This is a genomic window from Pseudooceanicola sp. NS-SX9 (genome assembly GCF_057380705.1).
Window position 1 is genome coordinate 652,503 of the sequence record NZ_CM170818.1, and the last position, 24,998, is coordinate 677,500.

The 24,998-nt window shown below is 67.5% G+C and carries 23 protein-coding genes, 1 tRNA gene and 1 pseudogene (1 of these 25 only partly in view); 13 read left to right on the forward strand and 12 right to left on the reverse strand.

Features of this window, described 5'->3' with window-relative positions; genetic code table 11:
• The first annotated feature begins 157 nt into the window (after positions 1-157).
• Entirely contained in the window at positions 158-1,105 is a 948-nt protein-coding gene (gene hemC, locus AC2ITM_RS03125; RefSeq protein WP_486468381.1) for a hydroxymethylbilane synthase, read from the forward strand.
• Between the two features lie 33 nt (positions 1,106-1,138).
• Here the strand turns inward: hemC and AC2ITM_RS03130 are convergent, their stop codons facing one another.
• Both AC2ITM_RS03130 and AC2ITM_RS03135 read right to left on the reverse strand, forming a co-directional pair.
• Positions 1,139-1,621, reverse strand: a complete 483-nt coding sequence (locus AC2ITM_RS03130) for an RNA pyrophosphohydrolase (RefSeq protein WP_486468382.1) — start codon at positions 1,619-1,621, stop codon at positions 1,139-1,141.
• Positions 1,622-1,750: 129 nt separating this feature from the next.
• A complete protein-coding gene (locus AC2ITM_RS03135) occupies positions 1,751-2,671 on the reverse strand; it encodes a LysR substrate-binding domain-containing protein (RefSeq protein ID WP_486468383.1) in 921 nt (306 codons plus the stop codon).
• 104 nt (positions 2,672-2,775) lie between these two features.
• Between AC2ITM_RS03135 and AC2ITM_RS03140 the strand changes: the two genes are divergently transcribed.
• On the forward strand, positions 2,776-4,002 hold the full coding sequence (locus AC2ITM_RS03140; RefSeq protein WP_486468384.1) for an acyl-CoA dehydrogenase: 1,227 nt from the start codon (positions 2,776-2,778) through the stop codon (positions 4,000-4,002).
• 216 nt (positions 4,003-4,218) lie between these two features.
• Positions 4,219-4,605 (forward strand): VOC family protein, encoded by a 387-nt coding sequence (locus AC2ITM_RS03145; protein WP_486468385.1) that lies wholly within the window; start codon positions 4,219-4,221, stop codon positions 4,603-4,605.
• 37 nt (positions 4,606-4,642) lie between these two features.
• On the opposite strand, the gene AC2ITM_RS03150 is transcribed toward AC2ITM_RS03145, so the two are convergent.
• The 7 genes from AC2ITM_RS03150 to AC2ITM_RS03180 all read right to left on the reverse strand — a co-directional run bounded on the left by AC2ITM_RS03150 (position 4,643) and on the right by AC2ITM_RS03180 (position 12,099).
• Positions 4,643-6,073, reverse strand: a complete 1,431-nt coding sequence (locus AC2ITM_RS03150) for a S41 family peptidase (protein WP_486468386.1) — start codon at positions 6,071-6,073, stop codon at positions 4,643-4,645.
• Positions 6,073-7,230, reverse strand: a complete 1,158-nt coding sequence (locus tag AC2ITM_RS03155; RefSeq protein WP_486468387.1) for a murein hydrolase activator EnvC family protein — start codon at positions 7,228-7,230, stop codon at positions 6,073-6,075. Before AC2ITM_RS03155 ends, AC2ITM_RS03150 begins: the two co-directional genes overlap by 1 nt.
• Positions 7,227-8,744 carry a 2,3-bisphosphoglycerate-independent phosphoglycerate mutase gene (gene gpmI / locus AC2ITM_RS03160; RefSeq protein ID WP_486468388.1) on the reverse strand — a complete coding sequence of 506 codons (1,518 nt, stop codon included), beginning with the start codon at positions 8,742-8,744 and terminating at the stop codon, positions 7,227-7,229. The genes AC2ITM_RS03155 and gpmI overlap by 4 nt, the downstream gene beginning before the upstream one ends.
• Positions 8,745-9,003: 259 nt before the next feature.
• Positions 9,004-9,474 carry a 23S rRNA (pseudouridine(1915)-N(3))-methyltransferase RlmH gene (gene rlmH / locus AC2ITM_RS03165; protein WP_486468389.1) on the reverse strand — a complete coding sequence of 157 codons (471 nt, stop codon included), beginning with the start codon at positions 9,472-9,474 and terminating at the stop codon, positions 9,004-9,006.
• A gap of 58 nt (positions 9,475-9,532) precedes the next feature.
• Positions 9,533-9,901 carry a ribosome silencing factor gene (gene rsfS / locus AC2ITM_RS03170; protein WP_486468390.1) on the reverse strand — a complete coding sequence of 123 codons (369 nt, stop codon included), beginning with the start codon at positions 9,899-9,901 and terminating at the stop codon, positions 9,533-9,535.
• Positions 9,902-10,088: 187 nt separating this feature from the next.
• Positions 10,089-10,760 (reverse strand): FAD-binding oxidoreductase, encoded by a 672-nt coding sequence (locus AC2ITM_RS03175; RefSeq protein ID WP_486468391.1) that lies wholly within the window; start codon positions 10,758-10,760, stop codon positions 10,089-10,091.
• Complete coding sequence (locus AC2ITM_RS03180; RefSeq protein ID WP_486468392.1) at positions 10,714-12,099, reverse strand: mechanosensitive ion channel family protein; 1,386 nt, start codon at positions 12,097-12,099, stop codon at positions 10,714-10,716. The genes AC2ITM_RS03175 and AC2ITM_RS03180 overlap by 47 nt, the downstream gene beginning before the upstream one ends.
• Positions 12,100-12,308: 209 nt before the next feature.
• On the opposite strand from AC2ITM_RS03180, the gene AC2ITM_RS03185 reads away from it, so the two are divergent.
• The 4 genes from AC2ITM_RS03185 (at position 12,309) to leuD (ending at position 15,687) form a co-directional block, all read left to right on the forward strand.
• Entirely contained in the window at positions 12,309-12,803 is a 495-nt protein-coding gene (locus AC2ITM_RS03185) for a hypothetical protein (RefSeq protein WP_486468393.1), read from the forward strand.
• Between the two features lie 238 nt (positions 12,804-13,041).
• On the forward strand, positions 13,042-14,448 hold the full coding sequence (gene leuC / locus AC2ITM_RS03190) for a 3-isopropylmalate dehydratase large subunit (protein WP_486468394.1): 1,407 nt from the start codon (positions 13,042-13,044) through the stop codon (positions 14,446-14,448).
• Between the two features lie 22 nt (positions 14,449-14,470).
• The gene (locus AC2ITM_RS03195) at positions 14,471-14,983 is read left to right on the forward strand and encodes an HdeD family acid-resistance protein (RefSeq protein WP_486468395.1); all 513 of its coding nucleotides are present in this window, start codon (positions 14,471-14,473) and stop codon (positions 14,981-14,983) included.
• Between the two features lie 98 nt (positions 14,984-15,081).
• Positions 15,082-15,687 carry a 3-isopropylmalate dehydratase small subunit gene (gene leuD / locus AC2ITM_RS03200; protein ID WP_486469384.1) on the forward strand — a complete coding sequence of 202 codons (606 nt, stop codon included), beginning with the start codon at positions 15,082-15,084 and terminating at the stop codon, positions 15,685-15,687.
• 19 nt (positions 15,688-15,706) lie between these two features.
• On the opposite strand, the gene AC2ITM_RS03205 is transcribed toward leuD, so the two are convergent.
• Positions 15,707-16,918, reverse strand: coding sequence for a YbfB/YjiJ family MFS transporter (locus AC2ITM_RS03205; protein WP_486468396.1), 1,212 nt, complete (start codon positions 16,916-16,918; stop codon positions 15,707-15,709).
• Positions 16,919-17,041: 123 nt separating this feature from the next.
• Here AC2ITM_RS03205 and AC2ITM_RS03210 point away from each other — a divergent pair, with 123 nt between their 5' ends.
• From AC2ITM_RS03210 to AC2ITM_RS03220, 3 genes and pseudogenes are all read left to right on the forward strand, one after another.
• Positions 17,042-17,902, forward strand: coding sequence for a LysR substrate-binding domain-containing protein (locus AC2ITM_RS03210; protein ID WP_486468397.1), 861 nt, complete (start codon positions 17,042-17,044; stop codon positions 17,900-17,902).
• Positions 17,903-18,161: 259 nt separating this feature from the next.
• On the forward strand, positions 18,162-19,295 hold the full coding sequence (locus AC2ITM_RS03215) for an endonuclease/exonuclease/phosphatase family protein (RefSeq protein ID WP_486468398.1): 1,134 nt from the start codon (positions 18,162-18,164) through the stop codon (positions 19,293-19,295).
• Positions 19,296-19,806: 511 nt separating this feature from the next.
• A pseudogene (locus AC2ITM_RS03220) lies at positions 19,807-20,377 on the forward strand (transposase); the annotation flags it as partial.
• Positions 20,378-20,738: 361 nt separating this feature from the next.
• On the opposite strand, the gene AC2ITM_RS03225 reads toward AC2ITM_RS03220, so the two are convergent.
• Positions 20,739-22,076: a methyl-accepting chemotaxis protein gene (locus AC2ITM_RS03225; protein WP_486468399.1), complete on the reverse strand. Its 1,338-nt coding sequence runs from the start codon at positions 22,074-22,076 to the stop codon at positions 20,739-20,741.
• Between the two features lie 177 nt (positions 22,077-22,253).
• On the opposite strand from AC2ITM_RS03225, the gene leuB reads away from it, so the two are divergent.
• The 3 genes from leuB (at position 22,254) to AC2ITM_RS03240 (ending at position 24,803) form a co-directional block, all read left to right on the forward strand.
• Positions 22,254-23,357, forward strand: a complete 1,104-nt coding sequence (gene leuB / locus AC2ITM_RS03230; protein WP_486468400.1) for a 3-isopropylmalate dehydrogenase — start codon at positions 22,254-22,256, stop codon at positions 23,355-23,357.
• Positions 23,358-23,694: 337 nt separating this feature from the next.
• Entirely contained in the window at positions 23,695-24,654 is a 960-nt protein-coding gene (locus AC2ITM_RS03235) for a DMT family transporter (RefSeq protein ID WP_486468401.1), read from the forward strand.
• A gap of 72 nt (positions 24,655-24,726) precedes the next feature.
• A tRNA-Pro gene (locus tag AC2ITM_RS03240) sits at positions 24,727-24,803 on the forward strand.
• A 59-nt stretch (positions 24,804-24,862) separates the two neighbouring features.
• Here the strand turns inward: AC2ITM_RS03240 and AC2ITM_RS03245 are convergent.
• On the reverse strand, positions 24,863-24,998 hold the final stretch of the coding sequence (locus tag AC2ITM_RS03245) for a VOC family protein (RefSeq protein WP_486468402.1). The gene runs 401 nt beyond the window's last position; 136 of the gene's 537 nt are visible here — the last part of the coding sequence; the start codon falls outside the window, past its right edge — the gene reads right to left on this strand; it ends in the stop codon at positions 24,863-24,865.

Here is a 24,998-nt window from a genome sequence, read left to right on the forward strand (position 1 = left end):
CGAACCCACCTGCGGTTGTCAAGCGCACCGGCCCGGACAGGGCGTCGCGGCCCACACATTTTCTTGTTCCAAATACCTCCGCCGGAGGCTGGCCCTGCGACCGCAGGGCCATATCCGCCATCTTGCCAGCGCGCCGCCCGCGCCTTACTCAACCTTCATGACACAGGCTCTTCCCACCCCCGCCGCGCCCCTGAAACTCGGCACCCGAGGCTCCCCCCTGGCCGTCGCCCAGACGCAGGAGACCTGCGCCCGCCTGGCCGCGGCCTTCGATCTGCCGAAGGCCGCGTTCGAGATCGTGGTGATCTCGGTCGCCGGTGACCGCATCCAGGACAAGTCGCTGCGCGAGGCAGGCGGCAAGGGCCTCTTCACCCGCGAAATCGAACAGGCGCTGCTCGATGGCACCATCGACCTCGCGGTGCATTCGATGAAGGACATGCCGGTCGACCAGCCCCCGGGCCTCACCCTCGACTGCTACCTCCCCCGCGAAGACGTCCGCGACGCCTTCGTCTCGCGCCGCCATGCCAGCCTCTCGTCCGTGCCCGAAGGCGCCGTCATGGGCACCTCCTCGCTGCGCCGCCGGGCCCAGCTCCTGGTGCGCCGCCCGGATCTGCAGATCGTCGAATTCCGCGGCAACGTGCAGACCCGCCTGCGCAAGCTCGATGAAAACCTGGCCCAGGCCACCTTCCTCGCCATGGCCGGGCTGAACCGCCTCGGCATGGCGGATGTCGCCACCGCGCCCATCGACCCGGCCGAGATGCTGCCCGCCGTCGCCCAGGGCGCCATCGGGATCGAGCGCCGCACCGATGACCCCCGCACCGCCATGATGCTCCAGGCCATCCACGACACCCCCACCGGCCTGCGCCTTGCGGCCGAGCGCGCCTTCCTCGCCCGCCTCGACGGCTCCTGCGAGACGCCGATCGCAGGCCTTGCCACGCTTGAGGGCACCACGCTGCGCCTGCGCGGAGAGATCCTGCGCCCCGACGGCTCGGAATCGCTCTCCGAGGACATGACCGGTGCGGCCGAAGACGGTGTCCAGATGGGCCGCGCCATGGCCGAGGCCCTGCTCGCCCGTGCCGGTGCCAACTTCTTCGACTGGCGCAAGTGAACGGGCGCGGGGCCTGCCCCCGCGCCGCATGCCTCACAGCCGGTCGCCAAAGATCTCCAGCACGCGGGCATAGACCTCGCGCTTGAACGGCACGATATTGGCCACCAGCTCCTCGGGCGGCATCCATTTCCAAGCGCCAAACTCGGGATGCTCGGTGGCGATGTCGATATCCGCGTCGCTGCCATGGAACCGCATCAGGGCCCATTTCTGCTTCTGCCCTCGGTACTTGCCGCCCCAGACCTTGCCCACCAGGTGATCGGGCAGATCATAGGGGATCCAGTCCTCGCTGATCGCCTCGACCACCACCTTGTCGGCGGTCACGCCGGTCTCTTCCCACAGCTCGCGCAGCGCTGCCTCCAGCGCCGCCTCGCCGTCGTCGATCCCGCCCTGCGGCATCTGCCAGGCCAGGGCATCCGTGTCGATGCGCCGGCCGGTAAAGACATGGCCCGCCGCATTGACCAGCATCACCCCCACGCAGGGGCGATAGGGCAGGGCGGCGATCTCTTCCGGTGTCATGTGAACCTCCATTCGGTGTCGCGGGCACTCTAGCCCCCTGGCGCCCGGGCGCAATCGCAGCCCAACCCCATTTTCTTGTTCCAAAATACCTCCGCCGGAGGCCGGGTGCCGCAGGCGCCCGTTCCGCCCTCAGCCGGCGCTGCCGCCCGGATCGGCACGCCCCCCCGATCCCAACTCGGCGCTCAGCCAGTCCCGGAACCGCGCGAAACCGGGCAGCACCAGGCTGCGCTCGGGATAGATCAGCAGGTAATCCTCGCCCGTCGCCAGCATCCGCTCCGATGCCATCGCCAGCCGCCCGTCCTCCAGCGCGCCGCGCGCCAGGATCGCAGGCACCAGCCCGATCCCCAGCCCCGCCTGCGCCGCATCCATCACCATGTCGAAATGATCGAACCGCGCCCCCCGCAGCGCCAGCCGCGGATCCAGGCCCCCCTCGCGGAACCAGTCCGGCCACAGCGTCGGCCGCGTGCTCTGCTGCAGCAGCGGCCGCTCCATCAACGCCGCATCCGCCAGCGGCCCCCCCGCCACCAGCGACGGCGCCGCCACCGCGACCAGCGTTTCCTCGACCAGGTGCAGATGCTGGGTGCCGGCGGTGCGGTGTGGCCCGCGCTGGATCGCCAGGTCGAAGGGCTCGGCCTCGAAATCGACGGCCCCCAGCCGCGCCGCCACGTCGAAACTGATCCCCGGCGCCACCGCCTGGAAGGCGCCCAGCCGCGGGATCAGCCAGCTGCGGCCAAAGCTCGGCAGCACCGCCATCCGCAGCACCCCCTCGTGGCCGCCGAACGACATGACCGAAGTCGCCGCCTGGTCCAGCGCCTTCAGCAGCATCTCGGCTTCGCGCAGGAAGGATCGCCCCGCATCCGACAGGCTCAGCCGCTGGCGTGCCCGCACGAACAGCGCCACCCCCAGCCGGTCCTCCAGCGCCGTGATCGAGCGGCTGACCGCACTTTGCGTCAGCCCCATCTCGCGCGCGGCGCCGGTGGTGGTGCCCACCCGCGCACATGCGCAAAAGGCTTCAAGCTCTCCGACCGAGGGTATGTATGGCTTGCGCAAAATCCTGGACCTTATGCGTGGGGCTCATGATCCGCGCAGAATTACTCGTTGGCGCGGCAAAGGTCCATGACCTACCCTGCGGCCGAAGATGTGAGGAGACGTCCATGGATACCGTTGCCCGCCCTGTCCTGAAGGACAAGGACCGCCCCAACATGTCGAGCTTCAACTGGGAGGATCCGTTCCTGCTCGACGACCAGCTTGAGGAAGACGAACGGATGGTGCGCGACACCGCCTATCAGTTCGCCCAGGACAGGCTGCAGCCGCGGGTCGAGAAGATGTACATGGAAGAGGGCATCGACCCCGCAATCTTCGCCGAAATGGGCGAGATGGGCCTTCTGGGCGTCACCGTGCCCGAACAATACGGCGGCATCGGCGCGGGCTATGTCAGCTACGGCCTTGTCGCGCGCGAGATCGAGCGCGTCGATTCGGGCTATCGCTCGATGGCCTCGGTGCAAAGCTCGCTGGTGATGTACCCGATTTATGCCTATGGCTCGGAAGAGCAGCGGATGAAATACCTGCCGAAACTCGCCTCTGGCGAATGGATCGGCTGCTTCGGCCTCACGGAACCCGATGCGGGCTCGGATCCCGCGGGCATGAAGACCCGCGCCTACAAGACCGAGGGCGGCTACCGGCTGGTCGGCTCCAAGATGTGGATCTCGAACGCGCCGATCGCCGATGTCTTCGTGGTCTGGGCAAAATCCGAGGCCCACGGCGGCAAGATCCGCGGCTTCGTGCTGGAAAAGGGCATGAAGGGCCTTTCGGCACCGAAGATCGGCGGCAAGCTGTCCCTGCGTGCCTCCGTTACCGGCGAGATCGTCCTTGATGACGTAGAGGTCGGCGAAGAGGCCCTGCTGCCCCATGTCGAAGGCCTGAAAGGGCCCTTCGGCTGCCTCAATCGCGCCCGCTACGGCATCGCCTGGGGCGTCATGGGCGCCGCCGAGGATTGCTGGTTCCGCGCGCAGCGCTACGGGATGGAACGCAAGCAGTTTGGCAAGCCCCTGGCTGGCATGCAGCTCTACCAGAAGAAGCTGGCGGACATGCAGACCGAGATCGCCCTGGGCCTGCAGGCGGCGCTGCGGGTGGGGCGGCTGTTCGACAAGGCGATGGCCGCACCCGAGATGGTCTCGATCATCAAGCGCAACAACTGCGGCAAGGCACTGGAAATCGCCCGGATGGCGCGCGACATGCATGGTGGCAACGGCATCCAGGTCGAATACCAGGTGATGCGCCATGCCCAGAATCTGGAGACGGTGAACACCTACGAGGGCACGCATGATGTCCATGCGCTGATCCTGGGCCGGGCGCAGACCGGGCTGCAGGCCTTCTTCTGAGGGGCGTTGCTGGGGGCGCTGCCCCCGTCGCGCGCTGCGCGACTCCCCCGAGGTATTTAAGGACAAGAAAATGAAGAGGGCCGGTCTTGTCGGGGCGGGACCGGTTCCCTGTCATCTGGCCATAAATACTCCCGCCGGAGGCATCTGAGGTTTCCAGAGGCGCGGTGGCGGCAGGTGAGGCTGGGCGCGGGCCATCGGGCATGTCAGGGTGGCGACATGCTGAGTCACGTGACCATTGCCGTGAAGGATGTTGAGGCCGCGCGTGCCTTCTGGGGGCCCCTGATGGCCCGGATGGGCTTTGTCGAGACCTGGCATCTGCCGGGGCGTGAGGCGAGCTATCGCGATCCGGCGCAGCCCCGGCCGCTGTTTTTCCTGACACAGCCCTTCGAAGGCGCGCCTGATCCCGGCAACGGGCCGATGGTGGGCTTTCTGGCCCGGAATCGTGAGACTGTCCGCGCGGTACATGCGCTGGCTCTGGCTACAGGGGCCCGGGACGAGGGCGCGCCGGGGCTGCGGGCGCGGTATCATCCCGATTATTACGGCGCCTATTTCCGGGATCCGGACGGCAACAAGATCTGCATCGCCTGTCATCAGCCCGAATGAAGACCCCCGCGGCAGGGCGCGGGGGCATTCGGGGGGGTCAGGGTTTCGCCGGGGCGGCGGGGGCCGACGCGGCCGGGGCCGGATCGGCTGTTTTCTGGACCGTGGCCTCTTGGGTCTCGGTCGTGTGGACCTGCGGCCCGAGCGCGGCAAAGCCCTTAAGGATGTCGATCGCATAGGCCAGCTGGTAGTCCTCGTCCCGGAGCTTTGCGGCGTCCTCGGCCTTGGCCTGTTCGTCCTGAAGCTGCTTCAGCTCATCGTCCGAGAGCGAATCGTTGTTCAGCGCACCGCGCAGGTCCGCCTCGGAGCGCATCGGCGTGGCGGGGGCGGCGGTGTCCTCGGGCTTGGCATCCGCGGGCTTGGCGGGGGGCTGTTCGACCACGATGTCGGGCGAGATCCCGAGGTTCTGGATCGAGCGGCCCGAGGGCGTGTAGAAGCGCGCCGTCGTCAGCCGCATCGAGCCTTCGTCGCCCAGTGGCATCACCGTCTGGACCGAGCCCTTGCCGAAGGACTTGGTGCCCACCACGATCGCGCGGCGGTGGTCCTGCAGGGCGCCTGCGACGATTTCCGAGGCCGAGGCAGAGCCGCCGTTGATCAGCACGACGATCGGCTTGCCGTTGATCAGGTCGCCCGGCGTGGCATTGTAGCGCTCGCCCTTATTGGGGTCGCGCGCCCGGGTCGAGACGATCTCTCCCTGGTCGAGGAAGGCGTCGGCCACCTTGATGCCCTGTACCAGCAGGCCGCCGGGGTCGTTCCTGAGGTCCAGCACCACGCCGTCGATCTTGTCGAGGCCACCGTCGGCCTTGATCTGCGCCTCAAGCCCGTCCTTGAGGTTGTCATAGGTCTGGCCGGTGAATTTCGAGATCCTGAGCACCACCGTCTTGCCGACGCTGCGCGCCTTGACCGAGACCAGCTTGATCGTGTCGCGGGTCATGGTGACGTCAAAGGGCTTTTCCTCGCCCTCGCGGACCACGGTCAGGGTGATCTCGCTGCCGACGGGGCCGCGCATCATGTCGACGGCGTCGTTCAGGGTCAGGCCCAGGACGCTCTGGCCGTTGACATGGGTGATGTAGTCGCCCGCCTCGATGCCGGCCTCGGCCGCGGGCGTCCCGTCCATCGGAGAGACGACCTTGATGAAGCCCTTCTCCTGCGTCACCTCGATGCCCAGGCCGCCGAATTCGCCGCGGGTCTCGACCTGCAGGTCCTCGGCCTCCTGGGGGGGGTGGTAGCTGGAATGCGGATCAAGGGACGAGAGCATGCCGTCGATCGCCGCCTCGATCAGCTTCTTGGAATCCACCGGTTCGACATACTGGCTGCGGATGCGTTCGAAGACATCGCCGAACAGGTCCAGCTGCTTGTAGACGGATGCGTCATCCGAGCGGTCCTGGGCCAGCAGCGGCGGGGCAAGCTGGGTGGTGGCCACAAGGGCCACGGCCATGCCGCCAGCCGCTGCCAGGGCGATCTTCTTCATCATTGCTTGTCCTTCGTCACTTCGAACCAGTTCGTCGGGTCCACGGGATCGTTATCCTGACGGACCTCCAAGTAAAGGGTTTCGGGCCGCTGGGGCGCCGTTCCGGCCTCGGCCTGGGCCACCTGTGTCCGGGCTGCAAGCTCTTCGCCACCCATCAGGCCGACGGGGGCGCCGGCCGGCAGGACATCGCCGATCTTGCCGAAGGTGGCGCCCAGACCCGCCAGGATGAAGAGTAGCCCGGATTGGGGCTCCAGTATCATCACGTTTCCGTAGTCCAGCAGCGGGCCAGAATAGCGGATCGTGGCGGCGACGGGGGTGGTGACAAGGGCGCGCGGCGCGGTGGCGATCAGGATGCCGGGGCGGCGGATGCCGGCGGCATCGCGTTCGTTGGCGCCGCGCAGCAGCGTGCCGGTCACCGGCAGCGGCAGGTGCCCCTTGCGGGCGCCGATGCCGGGGATGGTGGCGGCGCGCACCGGCCCGGCGGGCAGCGCATCGAGGTTCGCCGCGACCTCGCGCAGGGTGCTGGCGGTGGCCTGCAGCAGCTGGGTCTTCATCGGGTCGGCGGTAAAGCGCGAGGGCAGGTCGGTGCGTTCCGAGGCCGCCTTGGACAGCGAGGTGCGCGCCTGCTGCAGATCGCGCATGGCACGGGCCAGCGTGTCGGCTGTGGCCTGGCGGGTCTGCTTCAACTCTTGCAGGGATTTCAGCTGATCGGCCAGGGCCTGGGCGCTGGCGTGCAGGGCGGGCGTGGCATCGGCCAGCAACATGCTGGCACGGGCGGTGCCGACGGGGCCATCGGGGTGCAGCATGTGCACCGGGGCCGGGTCGCGCGCCATGCTGATCATCGCGCCCAGCAGGGCCGCGATCTCCTGCCGGCGGGCATCGAGGTCGGCTGTCACCTTGTCCTCGGCCAGCTGGGCGGCGCGCAGGCTTTCGCGCAGCGCCTCAAGCCCGGTCTGGTAGGCGGCGATGGTGCGGGTCAGGGCGGCGATGCGGTCATGCGATCCGGTCGCGTCCTGCATCTGCTGGCGCGCCGCCTCGATCTCGGCCGCGGCGGCGCGGGCCATGGCGGCGGGCGATGTCTGCGCCCCCGCCGCCAGTGGCGGCAGGGCCAGGGCGGCAAGCAGCGCCGCAATCAGACCCCGCCGCACATGCCTCATTGGATGAGGGTCTTGCCGGTCATCTCGGCCGGTTGCTCCAGCCCCATCAGCTGCAGCAGCGTCGGCGCGATGTCGGCCAGACGGCCGGCGCGCAGCGTCGCCCCTTCCGGCCCGCCGACCAGCGCCACCGGCACCAGGTTCGTCGTATGCGCCGTGTGCGGCCCGCCGGTGACCGGATCGACCATGGTCTCGCAATTGCCGTGGTCGGCGGTCAGCAGCATGGCGCCGCCGGCCTTTTCCAGCGCCGCCATGACCTTGGCCAGACCGCGGTCGACGGCCTCGCAGGCGGCGATGGCCGCATCCAGGTCTCCGGTATGGCCCACCATGTCGGGGTTTGCATAGTTGGTGACGATCAGATCATAGCCATGGCCGATCGCCTCGACGAACTTGTCGGTGACCTCTTCCGAGGACATCTCGGGTTGCAGGTCATAGGTCGCCACCTTGGGAGAGAGCGGCATGAAGCGGTCCTCGCCCTCCTTCTGCTTCTCGACGCCACCGTCGAGGAAGAAGGTCACGTGGGGGTATTTCTCGGTCTCGGCCAGGCGGAACTGGGTCTTGTGGTGTTTCGCGACCCATTCGCCCAGCGTGTTGACGATCTTCTGCTTGGGGAAGCAGGTGGTCATGAAGGCGTTGTGGTCGACGGAATATTCCACCATCCCCAGCAGCACCGAAAGGGTGGGGCGAGGGCCGGTCTCGAACCCGTCAAAGCCGGGGGCACCGATAGCCGAGAGGATCTCTCGGGCGCGGTCGGCGCGGAAGTTGGTGCAGAAGAAGCCGTCACCATCCTTCACCCCGTCAAAGCCGGGCAGCACGGTGGGCAGGATGAATTCGTCGACCTTGCCGTTGGCATAGCTTTGCTCGACGGCGGCCCGGGCGGTGGCGGCGGCCTCGCCATGGGCGTTGATCATCGCCTCATAGGCCAGCTGGACGCGCTCCCACCGCTTGTCGCGGTCCATGGCGTAATAGCGCCCCGAGACGGTGGCGATGGCGGCATTGGCGGGCAGGGCGGCTTCCAGCGTCTCCAGATAGCCGAGCGCCGATTGCGGGGCGACGTCGCGGCCATCGGTGACGGCATGCAGCTTCACCGGGACGCCCGCGTTTGCGATGGTCGCGATGGCAGTGATGATATGCGGCAGCGAGCCGTGCACGCCGCCATCCGAAACCAGCCCCATGACATGGGCGGTGCCGCCGGTCTTTTGCAGGGTCGCGATCATCGCCTGCAGCGCGACGTTCTTCTGGAACGAGCCGTCTTCGATCGCCAGGTCGATCTGGCCGAGGTCCATGGCGACGACGCGGCCGGCGCCGATATTGGTGTGGCCGACCTCGGAATTGCCCATCTGGCCGCTGGGCAGGCCGACATCGGGCCCGAAGGTGATCAGCGTCGAATGCGGGCAGCTTGCCATGATGCGGTCGAAGGTCGGCGTCTTGGCGAGAGCGGGCGCGTTGGCCTCGCGTTCCTCGCGCTGGCCCCAGCCGTCGAGGATGCACAGAACGACGGGTTTCGGGATGCTCATGGGAAGTCTCCTGCCTGTTTCGGCAATGGTGTAGCGCGCCCGTGCGGCAGGGTGAACCTGGTTTGCGCAATCACCCGGCGCGCCCGAGGGAAGGTGATCGGGCAGGGGGGCGCTGCCCCCGCCGGCCTGCGGCCGACTCCCCCGAGGTATTTGGGAACAAGAAAATGAAGAGGGCCTGCGGGCCCGGGGCGTGACCGGTTCTTCATCATCTGGCCATAAATACTCCCGCCGGAGGCTGCGCCGCAGGCGCAAGTCGTGTTCAGACGCGGTGGTAGGGAGAGCCTGCGAGAATCGTTGTGGCGCGGTAGAGCTGTTCGGAGAGCATCACGCGCGCCAGCATGTGCGGCCAGACCATCTTGCCGAAGGAGATCAGCAGGTCGGCGCGCGCGCGCAGCGCCGGGTCCAGGCCATCGGCGCCGCCGATCAGGAAGGCCGCGTCGCGCAGGCCGTCGTCGCGCCAGCGTCCGAGCTGGTCTGCGAAGTCGGGCGAGGTCAGCAACTTGCCGCGCTCGTCCAGGCAGATCACTGCGGCACCCTCGGGGATCATGCGGGTCAGCAGTTCGGCTTCGGCCGCCATGCCGCCACCCTTCTTGTCCTCGGCCTCGTGCAGGGTGCAGGGGCCCAGGCCAAGGGCGCGGCCGGTCTTGCCGGCACGGTCCAGGTAATCGTCGATCAGCGCCTTTTCCGGCCCCTTGCGAAGCTTTCCGATGGCGCAGATGTGCAGTTTCATGGTGTCGTCCCGTGACGGCGCCCGCCAGACGGGCGTCGGGCGGGATCAGGCCGTGAGGTCAGGCGCGCGGCGTCGGGGTGCCGGGCTGCATCCACATCTTCTCGAGCTGGTAGAACTCGCGCACTTCGGGGCGGAAGACGTGGACGATGATGTCGCCGGTGTCGATCAGCACCCAGTCGCCGGTTTCCTTGCCCTCGATCTTGGCGGTGTGGCCGGTGGCTTCCTTCAGGCGCTCGACCAGCTTTTCCGCGATCGCGGCGACCTGGCGCGAGGAGCGGCCCGAGCAGACCACCATGAAATCGCCGATGGCCGACTTGTTGGTCAGGTCGATCGTCACGATCTCTTCTGCCTTGTCGTCGTCCAGCGATGTCAGGATCAGGTCGAGCTGTTCGCGTGCCGAAAGCTCATGGTTGGAATTGGCCGCCATCAGGGCTGCCTTTCCAGGCGCGGAGAAATCCGCGGAGGCGTCGAGTGACAGGACATGGTCCTCCCTTGCAGAGCACCGACAAGCCCCGGTGCCGGGCACCTACCCATCATAGCGAAAACCGCCGGTCATTTCAATGTGAGCCGTCCCGCCCGCAACGCATGGCCGCTGCCCGGGCGGGACAGGCCGGTCAGAGGCCGTCTTCGGTCACCAGGTCGGCGGGGCGCACGCCGAGCGAGATCAGCGCCTTGCGGACTTCGCGGACAAAGGGATCGGGGCCGCAGAGGTAGAATTTCTGCCCGAAATCCCCGATGGTTGCCGCCAGGAAGTCGCGGTCGATCCGGGCCCGCTGGACGGTGCGGCCGGGGGCGTCGGTGACGGTGAAGACCACCTGAAGGTCGCGCATCGATTCCCATTCCTCGCGCAGGATGATGTCGTCCTCGGTCTTGTTGGTGTAGATCAGCCGACAGCCCTTCAGGCGCCCCTCGGCCGAGCGGTGGCGCAAGATCGGGATGAAGGGCGTCAGCCCGGCGCCGGCGGCGATGAAGGTGCCGGGGCCCTGGTCGCGAATGGCGCCGAAGGGGGCATCCAGCTCGACCCGGTCGCCGGGGCGCAGATGCGACAGCTTGTTGGTCACGCCGTCATGGTCGTCATAGGCCTTGATGACGAATTCCAGCCGCTGCTCGGCGGGCTGCGAGGTGAAGGTGAAGGGGCGCCCCTCGTCGCGCCAGCCGGGTTTGCCGACGGCCAGTTCGGTCGCCTGGCCGGGGGTGAAGTCAAAGCCCTCGGGGCGGTCGAAGACGTATTGGTAGACGTCATGGGTCAGGGCGGATTTCTCTCTGAGCGTCACCGTGTGAGTCATGATAATCTCCTTTCCCTGAAGAAACCTGCGACGGCGGCGATGGGTTCCCGGGGGGATCTTGCAGCAGGCGGACTTCGCGCTGCGGGAAGGGGAAGGTGATGCCGTTGGCGCGGAAGCTGTCCCAGAGCGCCAGGTAGACATTGCCGCGGATATTGGTCAGCCCGCCGGTCGGGTCGGTGATCCAGAACCGCAGGATGTAGTCCACCGCATGATCGCCGAAGCCGGTGATGTGGCAGACCGGCTTGCGGTCCTTCAGCACCCGGTCGACGCCCAGGGCGGCCTCGACCGCGAGGCGGCGCACCAGATGCGGATCATCCGCGTAGGACGTGCCGAAATGGATGTCGAGGCGGACGAATTCGTTGGAATGCGACCAGTTGACGACCTGTCCGGTGATCAGGTCCTCGTTCGGGATCAGGTATTCGCGGCCGTCGCGGGTGACGACGCTGACATAGCGTGCGCCAAGGGCCTCGATCCAGCCGAAGGTATCGCCAAGCGAGATCACGTCGCCGGGCTTGACGCTCTTGTCGAGCAGGATGATGACGCCCGAGACCAGGTTCGACACCACCTTCTGCAGGCCGAAGCCCAGGCCCACGCCGATCGCCCCCGACAGTACCGCAAGCCCCGTCAGATCGACGCCCACCGATTTCAGCCCGACGAAGAAGGCCGTGCCATAGAGCAGGATCTGCAGCGCCTTCACCGTCAGCACCTGCATCGAGGGGCTGATGTCATGCGAGCGCGTGATCGAGGCGGCGCTGGCATGGGACAGGAACCGCGCCAGGGTGAAGAGGGCGGTCAGGATCACCGCCGCCTGCAGCAGCGTCCAGGCCGACAGCACCGTCCCCGTTCCCAGCGTGAAGGACACGCCGCGCAGCAGCGCCTCGGCTTCGTCCGACAGGCGCAGGATGACCAGCGTCGCCCAGGCCCAGCCGCCAAGGCGCACGATGCTGCGCAGCGCCGGATTGGCGATGGCGCGGGTGCCAAGGCCGATTGCCAGCCAGGCAAAGGCCAGCTGCCCGATCACCCCCAGCAGATGGCTGCGCGACGGCCAGGTGACATTGCGCATGATCCAGATCAGCGGCCAGATCGTCGCCGTGAACAGCATCAGCCGCAGCCTGCGGTGCAGGATCACGAAGAGGCGCAGCCGCCATTTCGGCCAGCCCTCGCGGCGGCGGATCCAGTCGCGCGCCGGGCCCGCCAGCAGCCGTGCCGCCAGGTGGCAGGTCAGGAACAAGACCCCCGCCATCGCCAGCTGATAGCCGACCCAGGGCCGGAACATCAGCTGCGCCATCAGCTGGGCGCGGTGCAGGGCTTCGGCCCACAGGGCCAGCAGGTCGCTCATCTCCGTCTCCGGCTTTGGGTCAGTCTATGCGGGCGGGCCGTCCGGGCAAGCCCCGTCGGCGGGATGGCTGACCCTGCGGCAGGAAAGTCGCATTCCGAATAGAATTTTCCAGATCTCTGCCGGGGCAAGAGGAAGGCCTGTATACAACCATGGGGCGACTCGGGTCATCCCGGGGACTGCCGCGGCCCTTTCGCGCAACGGAACACGCAATGCCCTTTCTGCAAGACTACGATCCCGATCAGCACCTGGCCGTCGTCCGCCTCTGGGGACGGGTGAGCGAGGCCGACCTGGACCGGATGCGCGCTGAGGGGCTGCAACTGCACCAGCATCTGCCGGTCGAGCGTGTGCTGTTCGACCTGCGCGATATCGAGGACTACCCCGCGATCTTCGAGCGCGCGCGGATTTCTCTGGCCCGGCTGGAGGCGCTTTATGCTGCGCAAGGCCGGGTGCTGCAGGTGACGGTTTGCGCCCGGCTGGGGACGCTGGGCTATTGCGTGGGCCGGGTCTACCTGGCCCTGAGCGAGGTGCTGCCGCATCTGTCGATGCGCCTGAGCGAGACCATCGCAGAGGCCTGCCAGACCACTGCCGACGCGCCCGCGCCCGGTGGCTTTTGCTGCAATCCGCTGCTGGCGCGCCTTGGTGCGCCCGGGGCCAGCGGCCTGTCGCGTGACTGTGGGCAATGTGAAATGGCGCCTGCGCGCTGATTGCACGGGCGCAGGGCCGTTCTGCAGGCTTGATGAACGGGGCCGACAGGAGTATCTGGGGCCCCATGACGCAGATTTTCGACATGGATGATCGCGCCCGGCTGCCCTGGCGGTTTCACGGCGCAACCCTGACGGTCCTCGCCCGCCTATGATGCGGCGGCGCGCGCGCATGGCCTGCGCCTTGCGCTCTGCATTCATCTAGCGAATTTCCACGAGAATAAGCCAAGGGAGAGGACTGATGTCCCCCAAAACGCTCTACGACAAGATCTGGGACGCCCACGTCGTTCACCAAGCCGACGACGGCACCTGCCTGCTTTATATCGACCGCCACCTGGTCCATGAAGTGACCAGCCCCCAGGCTTTCGAAGGTCTGCGCATGTCCGGCCGCAAGGTTCGCGCCCCCGAGCGCACCATCGCCGTGCCGGACCACAACGTGCCCACCACCCCGGGCCGTGAAAACCCCGACCAGATGCCCGAGGAAAGCCGCATCCAGGTGGCCGCTCTGGACACCAACGCCCGCGAATTCGGCGTGCACTACTATCCCGTGACCGACGTGCGTCAGGGCATCGTACACATTGTCGGCCCGGAACAGGGCTGGACCCTGCCGGGCATGACCGTGGTCTGCGGCGACAGCCACACCGCGACCCATGGCGCCTTCGGCGCGCTGGCCCATGGCATCGGCACCTCTGAGGTCGAGCATGTTCTGGCCACCCAGACGCTGATCCAGAAGAAATCCAAGAACATGAAGGTGGAAATCACCGGCAAGCTGAACCCGGGCGTCACCGCCAAGGACATCACGCTGGCGGTGATCGGCGTCACCGGCACCGGCGGCGGCACCGGCTATGTCATCGAATATTGCGGCGAAGCGATCCGCGATCTGTCGATGGAAGGCCGCATGACCGTCTGCAACATGGCGATCGAGGGCGGCGCGCGCGCCGGCCTGATCGCGCCGGACGAAACCACCTTCGAATATGTGAAGGGCCGTCCCCACGCACCGAAGGGCGCCCAGTTCGAGGCCGCTCTCAACTGGTGGAAGACCCTCTTCTCGGACGATGACGCGCAGTGGGACAAGGTTGTCACCCTGAAGGGCGAGGACATCGCGCCGGTCGTCACCTGGGGCACCTCGCCCGAGGACGTTCTGGCCATCACCGATGTCGTGCCCGCCCCCGAAAGCTTCAAGGGTGGCAAGGTCGAAGCGGCCAAGCGCGCGATCGAATACATGGGCCTGACGCCGGGCCAGAAGCTGTCGGACATCGAGATCAACACCGTCTTCATCGGCTCCTGCACCAATGGCCGGATCGAGGATCTGCGCGCCGCCGCCGCGATCCTGAAGGGCAAGAAGGTCAAGGACGGCATCCGTGCGATGGTCGTGCCGGGCTCGGGCCTGGTGCGCGCGCAGGCCGAAGAGGAAGGCCTGGCCGGCATCTTCATCGAGGCCGGTTTCGAATGGCGCCTTGCGGGCTGTTCCATGTGCCTGGCGATGAACCCGGACCAGCTGGCCCCGGGTGAACGCTGCGCCGCGACCTCGAACCGCAACTTCGAGGGCCGTCAGGGCCGCGGTGGCCGCACCCACCTGATGAGTCCGGCCATGGCCGCCGCTGCCGCTGTCACCGGTCGTCTGACCGATGTGCGCGAGCTGATGTAAGCCTAAGGGAAGAGGACGCCCGATGAAACTTTCGACCGCCATGATCGCCGTCAGCGTGCTGCTGGCCCTGGGCGGGCTGCTGGCCCTGGTCAGCCCCCTGCTGGCGACCCTTGCGGCGACGACGGTCGTCGGGGTCTTCTTCCTGTTCGCCGGGGCCCTGCAGGCCTGGGTGCTGTTCCAGAACCGCTTCGAGGATGTGGCGGCCGCGCTGGTGGCGCTGCTGTGCGTCGTCGCGGGGGTCTGGATGCTGGCCGACCCGCTGCGGGGGGCGACGTCTCTGGGCATGATCCTGGGGGCGCTGTTCTTCGTGATGGGCGCGGTGCGGGTGCTGATGGCGCTGCAGGTGCGCGGATCGCGGGCGCGGTGGCTTCTGATGCTGTCGGGCACGGTGACGGCGCTGCTGGGCGTGGCCACGGTCTTTGACATCGGCCACATCGCCTCGCAATTGCTGGGCATCCTGCTGGGCTTTACCCTTCTGTTCGAAGGGGCGGGGCTTTTCGCCTTCGGCATGGCGCTGAACCGGCGCGGCTACTGAGATACGGGACCTTCCCGGCGTCACCGCCGGGGCATGAAACCTCTTGGCGGAAGCCAGCGCCCATGCGCAGCCCGCCGACCGGTCAGGAGGACCGAGAGATGGACAAGTTCGAGACCTTTTCGGGGATTGCGGCACCGATGCCGCTGGTGAACATCGACACCGACATGATCATCCCCAAGCAATACCTGAAGACGATCAAGCGGTCTGGCCTGGGCGTCAGCGCCTTCGCCGAGATGCGCTATGACGAGCAGGGCAATGAAAACCCCGATTTCGTGCTGAACAAGCCCGCCTACCGCGCGGCTTCGGTGATCGTGGCGGGCGACAACTTTGGCTGCGGCTCGTCGCGCGAACACGCGCCCTGGGCGCTGGCGGATTTCGGCATCAAGGTGATCGTGTCGACCAGCTTTGCCGACATCTTCTTCAACAACTGCTTCAAGAACGGCATGCTGCCGATCGTGATGCCGCAAGAGGTTGTCGACGTGCTGATGAAGGACGCCGAGAAAGGCGCCAACGCCCGCATGGAAGTGAACCTGGAAGCACAGACGATCTCGACCTCGGATGGTCAGGTCTTCAGCTTCGAGGTTGATCCGTTCCGCAAGCATTGCCTGCTGGAGGGCCTGGACGACATCGGCCTGACCATGGAGAAGGCCCCGGCGATCGACGCCTTCGAAGCGCAGTCCGCCCAAAGCCGCCCCTGGGTCTGAAGACCCGGCGGCGCGCTGTTCAGGGGCCCCTTCGGGGGCCCTTTTGCATGCCCGCCCCCAAGACCGTGCTGCAGGCCGCCCCCAGATCGACAGCCAGCGCCAGCACCATGGCGCCGGCTGCCAGCAGGAACAGGCGCAGATAGCCGCCGCCATCTTCGAACAGCGCCGATGCGCCATAGGCCGCCGCCGCCTGGCTCAGCGCGAAGGCGATGGTGGCAAGGCTCCAGGCGCGGGCCTGGGCCTCGGGGGCACGGGGCAGCAGCTCGGCGATGCGGCCCAGCACCAGCGGTACGGTGCCGGTGACGAAGGCGCCCACCAGCAGACCCGAGACCGCCAGCCCGGCCGGTGCCGTGTCCAGTACGGGCAGCAGCACCGCCAGGGTCTGGATCGCCAGGCCCAGGCGCAGGGCCAGGGCAAAGCCGGTGCGGTCGGCCAGCAGCCCGGCCAGCAACGGCCCGAAGGTCGCCCCCAGCCCGAACAGCACCCAGTCGGCCGCCCCGGCCGCGATCCCCCGGCCCAGCCCCCGGGCGACGAAATCCACCAGAAAGACCATGTGCGGCACCCATCCCGCGGCATTCAGCCCGTAGGTGGCGCATAGCGCGATCAGCCGCGGCGCGGGGGCGGCAGGGGCCCGTGCCGGCCGGGCCGATTGCGCCGGGGCGGCGGGCCAGCCCCGCCAGGCCAGCGCCGTCGCCAGCAGGCTCAGCCCGCCCAGCCCCAGCCAGGTCTGTGTCAGGCCCAGTCGCAGCAGCATCGGCACCAGCGTCCCCGAGGCCGCGACGCCCACGCCCACGCCCATGAAGATCACGCCGCCGCAGATCCCCCGGCGTTCGGCGGGCACCGTTGCCAGCACGGCAGGCGCGGCCAGCACCATCAGCGCCCCCCCCGCCAGCCCGGCCGCAGCCCGCCAGAGGCAGAACCAGCCGAAGGGCAGCGGCCGGGCACAGGCGACAAAGCCCAGGCTGGCCAGCAGCATCATCAGCCGCAACGCGACGGGCAGGGACAGCCGCCGCGCCAGGCTGCGCCCCAACAGCGCGCCCGCCAGGTAGCCTGCCAGGTTGACCGCGCCCAGCCGGGCGGCCTCGGCCGGGGCAAGCCAATGGGCATCGATCAGCGCCGGCACCAGCGGCGTATAGGCAAAGCGCGCCAGCCCGATACCCACCAGCCCGGCGCAGAAGGCCGACAGGACCGCGCGCCAGATCGCGGGTTGGGCTGCGGGAAAGATCGTCATGGCGGACTCCTTGCTGGTGCTTGGCCCAAGGCTAGCCCTGCGATAGCATCATGAAAAACGATTAGAATTTATAACGGCTCTCTGATTTCCAGATATCATGGGGCCGATTTCGGAGGACCTGGGATGGATGCAGCGGATCTGAGGGTGTTCGAGGCCGTGGCGCGGCTGGGCAGTATGAACCAGGCGGCGCAGCTTCTGAACACGGTGCAGTCGAATGTCACGGCCCGCATCCGCCGGCTGGAGGACGACCTGGAGGTCAGCCTGTTCCGCCGCCATCCGCGCGGTGTCAGCCTGACCCCGGCCGGACAGCGCCTGCTGCCCTTCGCGCAGCGTCAGGCGCGGCTGCTTGAGGCCGCACGGGCCGCCGCCCGGGACGAAGGCGAACCGCGCGGCCCGCTGCGCATCGGCGGGCTGGAAACCACCACGGCTCTGCGGCTGGCGCCGGTGCTGGCCCGGTTCGCTGCCGATCATCCCCAGGTCCGGCTGGTGCTGCGCACCGGCACCACCCGGCAGCTGGTCGAAGCGGTGCTGGAGGGCACGCTGGAGGCCGCCTTCGTCTCGGGCCCGCTGTCGCATCCCGAGCTGCTGCAGGAGCCGGTCTTTGAAGAAGAGCTGGTGCTGGCGACCGCCGCCCATCTGCCACTGCCAGGCGGTCCCGAAGCCGGGCGGCCGATCGTCTTCCGCCGGGGCTGTTCCTACCGGCAAAGGCTGGAAAGCCATCTGGCCGGACGCGGGGTGGTGCTGGCCGAGGCGCTGGAATTCGGGTCTCTGGATGCGATCATCAGCTGTGTTGCCGCCGGGGTGGGGGTGACGCTGCTGCCGCGCGGCGTCCTGGATCCGGCCCGGGCCCAGGGGCGCATTGCGCTGCATGATCTGCCGCCGGCCGAGGCACGGGCCGAAACCCTGCTGATCCGGCGCGCCGATGGCCATGCCACCCGGGCGCTGATCGCCTTTCGCGACCGGGCGCTGGCCGGGGCGGGCTGAGGGGCGGGACGGGCCTGCTGCGGTGCGGCGTCGCAGCCTGGCCGGTTCACGCGGCTGGCATACGCGCCCAACCGCAGGCTGCAATGACAGCGATGACAAGGCGTTGATGCGGGGCACCCGGGGCCAGGCCCCGGATCGGCCCGGTGCGGGGGCGGGGCAGGGATCTTTTCCAGGGCGCAGGCATTAACCGCTTCTTAGGAAACGCGGCGCGATCCTGCCCTGGATGCGAAGCGGTTCGATACGGTGTGTGGTTCTGGTTTTGTGGTGTCTTGTCCTTGCGCTGTCGGCGCAGGCCGGACCGCTTCGCGTCGCCTGGTATGATACCGATCTGGGCCGGGATGGCCCGGGTCTTCTGCTGCGGGACCTGCTGAAGGGCGGGGACCCGCAGCTTCTTGCGGTTCAGGCCGTGATTGATCACCTGAAGGCCGATGTGCTGGTGCTGGCGGGGATTGATTACGATGCCGAAGGGCGGGCGCTGCAGGCGCTGAACGCCTCATTGGCCGCGCCCTATCCGGCGCTGCTGGCCTTCCGTCCGAATGCCGGCCAGCCGACGGGGCTGGATCTGGACGGCAACGGCCGTCTGGGCGAGGCGCGCGATGCCCAGGGCTATGGTCGGTTCAACGGGGCGGGGGGGCTGGCGCTGCTGTCGCGTCTGCCGTTGGCCGAGGGGGCACAGGATTTCTCGGCGCTGCTGTGGAGGGATCTGCCGGGCAGCCTGATCCGCCCCGAGGATCCGGGGCGGTCGGTGCAAAGGCTGTCTTCGATGGGGCATTGGCTGGTCCCGCTGGGAACGGCGGCGGCGCCGTTGTGGATCGGGACCTTTCGCGCCACGCCGCCCCTGTTTGACGGGGCCGAGGACCGCAACGGGCGTCGCAATCATGATGAGACCGCCTTCTGGTCCCGGCTTCTGGACGGTGCCTTTGGCGCGCTGCCGGTGCCGGTCATTCTGGGCGGCTTCAGCCTGGATCCGTTGCGGGGCGAGGGCCGCCCGGACGCCCTGCGCAACCTGCTGGCCGACCCGCGCCTGCGTGACCCGGTGGCGCTGGCGGGGCAGGGCGGGATGCCGACGGTCGACTGGCCCGAGGCCGAGGACCTGCGGGTCGATCTGATCCTGACCCCCGTAGCCCTGTCGGTGCGGGGCGCGGGCCTTTTGCACCCGGATACGGCTGGTCCGCTGGCACAGGCGTTGCGCCGGGCCAGTCGTCATTTTCCGGTCTGGGTGGATCTGGAAGGGCCATGGGGTCTGTCCCTGCCCAGGCACCCGGCCGAAGGCCAGGCCTTCGCGGGGCCGGGTGGGGCTGGCGACCACGAAGCGTGGACCGCCGGGCAAGCGGACGTTTCGGTTGGAAAGCGCGCCCCCGCGCCGGATCCTGTAGCCGGACGCGAGGACTAGGCGATGATCCTCCGGTGCGTGCCGTCGATGAGCCGAGCCCGGCAGACCCGATATCGGCGCGGCAAGAGCGGTCCGGCCTGCGGCGGGGTGTCACGCAGGGGGCTGTGCTGCCGGCTGGGGCCCTGTCGCGACGCGACACGGGGCAAGGGGCATTGTGGGCCGGTTGCGCCTGGCGAACAGGGGGCCGCGCCCGTCCGGGGCGTTGTCGGGCCCGTTCGGACAGGGCGCCCCATGGACCGCCGGTCGGGTGAGGCGGCGCAGGGATGCCTATTGCCGATGGGGCAGGAAAACGCCCCGATCCGAAAATTGGCTCGAAATCCCGGGATGCTGCTCCTTAACGGCACCCTTCGATGAACCTCATTATCTCACGGGGGGCTGCTGATCCGTCCTGTCCCGCCCGCTCAGCGACTTTTCCACAGTATCTGCCCAGAGGGGCCGTTATCTGCCGATGTTGTTGAAAACGTCACTGTAGCGCCGCGGCAAGTCTTTCGATTCACTCAGCTTTGAGGGGATGGGAGGATTTCGGCATGACGGGCAGGCAAGAAGCACCGGTGCAGCCGTTTACGATTTCGATCCGGAGCGGCACGTCCCGGCCAACCACATGCTGCGAGAGATCGATCTGTTCCTGAATGGGGACAGCCTGCGGAATATGCTGCGCCCCTTCCACAGCCACCTTGATCGCCCCTCGATCAATCCTGAACGGATCATCCGGATGCTGGTGATCGGGTATGTCATGGGGTGAGAGGCGACCGTGGCCCCAGTGGGGCCGCGTAAGCGCATCGAACGTTCGGAACGCCTCCTCTGTGACGAGGTCCATCTGAATTTGGCCTGTCGCTGGTTCTGTCGGTTGGGCCAGGAAGGCAATGTCGCGGATCACGCGACCTTCTCGCGCTATCGCTACGGCACGTTCAGGGATAGCGGTCTTCTGCGGCAGGTCTTCGAAGATGAGCCATGTCGCGCCATTGGCCCGAGCGACAATGGCGAATGTTGAACGCTGCCTGAAGGAGGACCTGGTCGCCGGAGAGGGTTTTGCCGTCGATGCCAGCCTGATCTCCGCCGATGCCAACAAGGTCCGGTCCATCGCGGGAGAGCCCTTGCCGCCCCATGGGCGGGCGCGGTCGGGGGGCACCGAACCGGGCAGCTGCCGGCGGCGCATCGCCTCGGGGCACGCGCGGTCGGCGGAAAGGGCAGGCCGGACCGGGGGGCATTGGGGGGGCGGCCGCAGGTCTGAGGGCGCCTTGGTGAAAAGGCATCGGCTTGCGGCCGCGCCAGGCGGTCACAGGGTTTCGCCGTCCTGGCGTGGGGCAATCTGCCTGATGAGCCCGGCGTCCTTCGGGGGATGCCGTTGGCCGGGGGCTGGGGCCAGGCTTCGCATCGCCGGGGAAGGTTTTAAAGCCCGCTCAGGGTGACGATGATGATCCGGCCAGCTGCGGCGGCGGCACCTCAGGCGGCGTGGATGCCCTGGACGAAACTGCGGATCTGCGATTGCAGCGCCTCGGACTGCTCCTTCAGGCCGCGCGCGGCGATCATGACCGTCTGCGATCCGGTCTCGGTCTGCTGCATCACCGCGCTGACGGATTCGACGTTGCGGGTCACGGCATCCGTCCCCGAGGCCGTCATCTCGGCATTGCGGGCGATGTCGTCCGTTGCCAGCTTTTGCTGCCCGATCGACACGGCGATCGAGGATGAAATCTCGGCCATCTGGCGGATCGTCGTGCTGACGTCATGGATGGCGCCGACGGCCTCCAGAATGTCGGTGTGCATCTGTTCGATCCGGCGGGTGATGTCGGCCGTCGCCTCCGAGATCCGCGTCGACAGCTGCTTGACCTCTCCGGCGACGACGGCAAAGCCCTTGCCCGCCTCGCCCGCCCGCGCCGCCTCGACCGAAGCGTTGATCGCCAGCAGGTTGGTCTGGCCCGCAATGTCCGAGATCAGCTCGACCACGCCGCCGATCTCATCGCCCGAGACGCGCAGGCTTTGCATCAGGGCGTCGGTGTGATCGGCCTTGGTTGCCGCTGCCGAGGAGATCCGGTCGGCCTCGGTCACCTGTTGGCTGATCTGCTTGATCGAGCTCGACAATTCCTCGGCCGCGGAGGAGACCGACAGGATCATCCGGGCGCTGGATCCGGCGGCCTCGACCGCGGCGCCGACCTGGGGCATGGCGCTGCGGGTGCCGTGGCTCATGTGATCGGCCACGCCCGAGAGCTTTTCGACCGACTGGCGGACCTCTTCCGACACCACGCCGACATTGCTGGAGAAGGTGTCGCTGAGCTTGCCCAGGCGTTGGCTGAATTCTTCCTTCTGGGCCTGGAAATAGCCTTCCAGCGCCAGCAGCTGATCCAGGAAGGCGGCCCGGGTGGTGACCGAGATCATCTGCTCGGCCTCCTTCAGGCTGACATAGCCCAGCCGCGCCCGGCTGCGCAGCAGCGCGCCGTGCATGTTGGCCAGGGTCATCGCATAGGACGCCACGTAGCTGTCGGGCCGCAGACCGGCGCCAAAGTGCAGCCGGCCGATGCGCATGGCGCGATCGGCAAAGGCATCGTCCACGGGCCCCTCGAACAGGGTGCGCCAGTGCTGAATCTGGCTGGCGACCACGGCATTCAGGTGATCGTCATTCCTGAACAGCCCGTGCAGTTCCGGCGAGGACATGATCATCCGGTGCTGGTCCGACAGGATCTGCTGCATCTGGGGCATGATCGCGGCACTGGCCTGGCGCAGGGCGGCATGGGCCTGATGGTCCATCTTGATGCGGGTCAAAAGCCCGGAAAGGTCGACTGTCATGAAGCGGTCCTGTGCCATCGCGCAACTGCGGGCACTCTGGGGCAATCCCCTTACCGCGAGGTTTAGATTTCCAGGGGGAAGGGGCTGTGCGGCAAGGACCCGGCGTCACCTTCGTTTCTTGATCTTTCCGGCGTCTGTCGCTACCCGGTGCGCAGATCAGATCAGGAAGGACGACCCATGAGCAATCCCTCGCTTCTCATCCTCGCCGGCGACGGTATCGGCCCCGAGGTCATGGCCGAGGTGCGCAAGATCATCGACTGGTTCGGCGCCAAGCGCGACCTGAAGTTCGATGTCGAAGAGGACCTGGTGGGCGGTTCCGCCTACGACGCCCATGGCACCCCCCTGACGGACGAGACCATGGCCAAGGCCCAGGCCGTGGACGCGGTCCTGCTGGGCGCCGTCGGCGGCCCGAAATACGACGTGCTGGACTTCAGCGTGAAGCCCGAGCGCGGCCTGCTGCGCCTGCGCAAGGAGATGGACCTGTATTCCAACCTGCGCCCGGCCCAGTGCTTTGACGCGCTGGCCGATTTCAGCAGCCTGAAGAAGGACGTGGTGGCGGGCCTCGACATCATGATCGTGCGCGAGCTGACCAGCGGCATCTACTTCGGTGAGCCGCGCGGCATCATCGTCGAGAACAACGAACGCGTCGGCATCAACACGCAGCGCTACACCGAGAGCGAGATCGAGCGCGTCGCGCGTTCGGCCTTCGAGCTGGCGATGCGTCGCGGCAAGAAGCTGTGCTCGATGGAGAAGGCCAACGTGATGGAATCGGGCATCCTGTGGCGCGAAGTCGTCACCGAGGTGTCGAAGGATTACCCCGAGGTCGCGCTTTCGCACATGTATGCCGATGCCGGTGCCATGCAGCTGTGCCGCGCGCCCAAGCAGTTCGACGTGATCGTCACCGACAACCTGTTCGGCGACCTGCTGTCGGATGCGGCGGCGATGCTGACCGGTTCGCTGGGCATGCTGCCGTCGGCATCGCTGGGGGCACCGATGGCCAATGGCCGTCCGAAGGCGCTGTACGAGCCGGTGCACGGCTCTGCCCCCGACATCGCCGGTCAGGGCAAGGCCAACCCCTGCGCCTGCATCCTGTCCTTCGCCATGGCGCTGCGCTACTCGTTCGACCAGGGCGAAGAGGCCACCCGCCTGGAGAAGGCCGTCGAGAAGGTCCTGGCCGATGGCGTGCGCACCGCGGATCTGCTGAACGAAGCCGGCATCACCCCGGCCTCGACCTCTCAGATGGGCGATGCGGTGATCGCGGCCCTCGAGGCCTCGCTGTAAGGCTTTGGCCTGACGCGAAGGGCCCCCGCAGTGCGGGGGCCTTTTTCATGTCCGCACTGTCCTGGTCCGGGCAGGATTCCGGGGGCGCGCGGTTCCGTGCAGGATCGCGGTCCCGGGCCGGGCAGGGCCGTATCAGGGCCACCTGCCGATCTGCCGCCGCCGGGCGCGCCGCGCCGTTGCGGCCAGGCCGTGGAGGGGCCGACCGGCCGGCGGCCGATGTCTTTGGGGCGATATTACGGCCACGTGTGGCGGTTTCTCGGCGGCAATCTGCAACGCCCCCTTGTCATTTGATCCCGGCGCGCCAGTCTGGACGTTAGGGAAACGACGGACGGACATCATGGCAGGAAATACCCGGGCGCTGCTCTTTGCGCTGTTGGCCTATGCGATCTATTCCACGCATGACGTCGTGGTAAAGCTGCTGGGGGCCGACTATTCCTCGTTCCAGATTGTCTTCTTCTCGGTTCTGTTCGGCTTTCCGGTGACCTCGGTCATGCTGATGCGCGATTCCAAACCCGGCACGCTGATCCCGGTGCATCCCTGGTGGATGCTGACCCGGACGATCTTCACGGTGATTTCGAACAGTTCGGTCTTTTATGCCTTCCACGTGCTGCCGATGGCGGATGCCTATTCGATCTTCTTCGCCACGCCGCTGCTGATCACGGTGATCTCGATCCCGCTGCTGGGAGAGACGGTGCGAATCCATCGCTGGCTGGCCGTCTTCGTCGGCCTGATCGGCGTGGGCATCGTGCTGAACCCCGGCGGCGCCCAGCTGAACAGCGGGCATTTCGCGGCGATGACGGCGGCCTTCTGCTCGGCCTTCGCTTCGGTCATCGTGCGCAAGATCGGCCATGACGAACGGGGCGTGGTCATGCTGCTGTATCCGATGGTGGCGAATTTCGTGCTGATGGGCGTGGTGATGATCGTCTGGCCCGCCAACTACCATCCGGTGGCGGGGCTGCACATGCTGGGCTTTACCACCATCGCCGCCCTGTCGATCACCGCAATGCTCTGCATCATCCAGGCCTACAAGGCAGGCGAGGCCGCCATCGTCGCGCCCATGCAGTATTCCCAGATCATCTGGGCCACCGCCTATGGCGCGCTGTTCTTCCACCAGCTGCCGGGGATCAATGTCGCGGCCGGGGCGACGCTGATCATCGGGTCGGGCATCTATATCGTCTGGCGCGAGGCCCGCAACGGCAAGGCCTCGAACCAGCCGGTGATCCGCACCCGCAACCGCGTCGGCACCCCCGCCGTGCCCCGCGTCGGCGGCGTCATGAGGATGATCCGGGCGCGTTGAAAAAAGGTCGAAGATTCTGTCGCTTTGTCTCTTGCCAACCCCGATGGCGGGATGTAGATCCCCACGCACGGTCGGAGTGTAGCTCAGCCTGGTAGAGCACTGTCTTCGGGAGGCAGGGGTCGGAGGTTCGAATCCTCTCACTCCGACCAGATCCTTAGGATCTGGCAGACCGTGAAAAAGGCCACCCCTTGGGGTGGCCTTTTCGCTTTCAGTCCCGTGGCTTCCAGCGGGGCCGGGGCGCGCTGTCGGGATAGTCGACGCCGCCGGGATAGCGCAGCAGCTCGATCATCGTGCCCCAGGGGGTCAGCCCGTAGATGCCGGCATTGCCGGGGCGGTCCTCTATT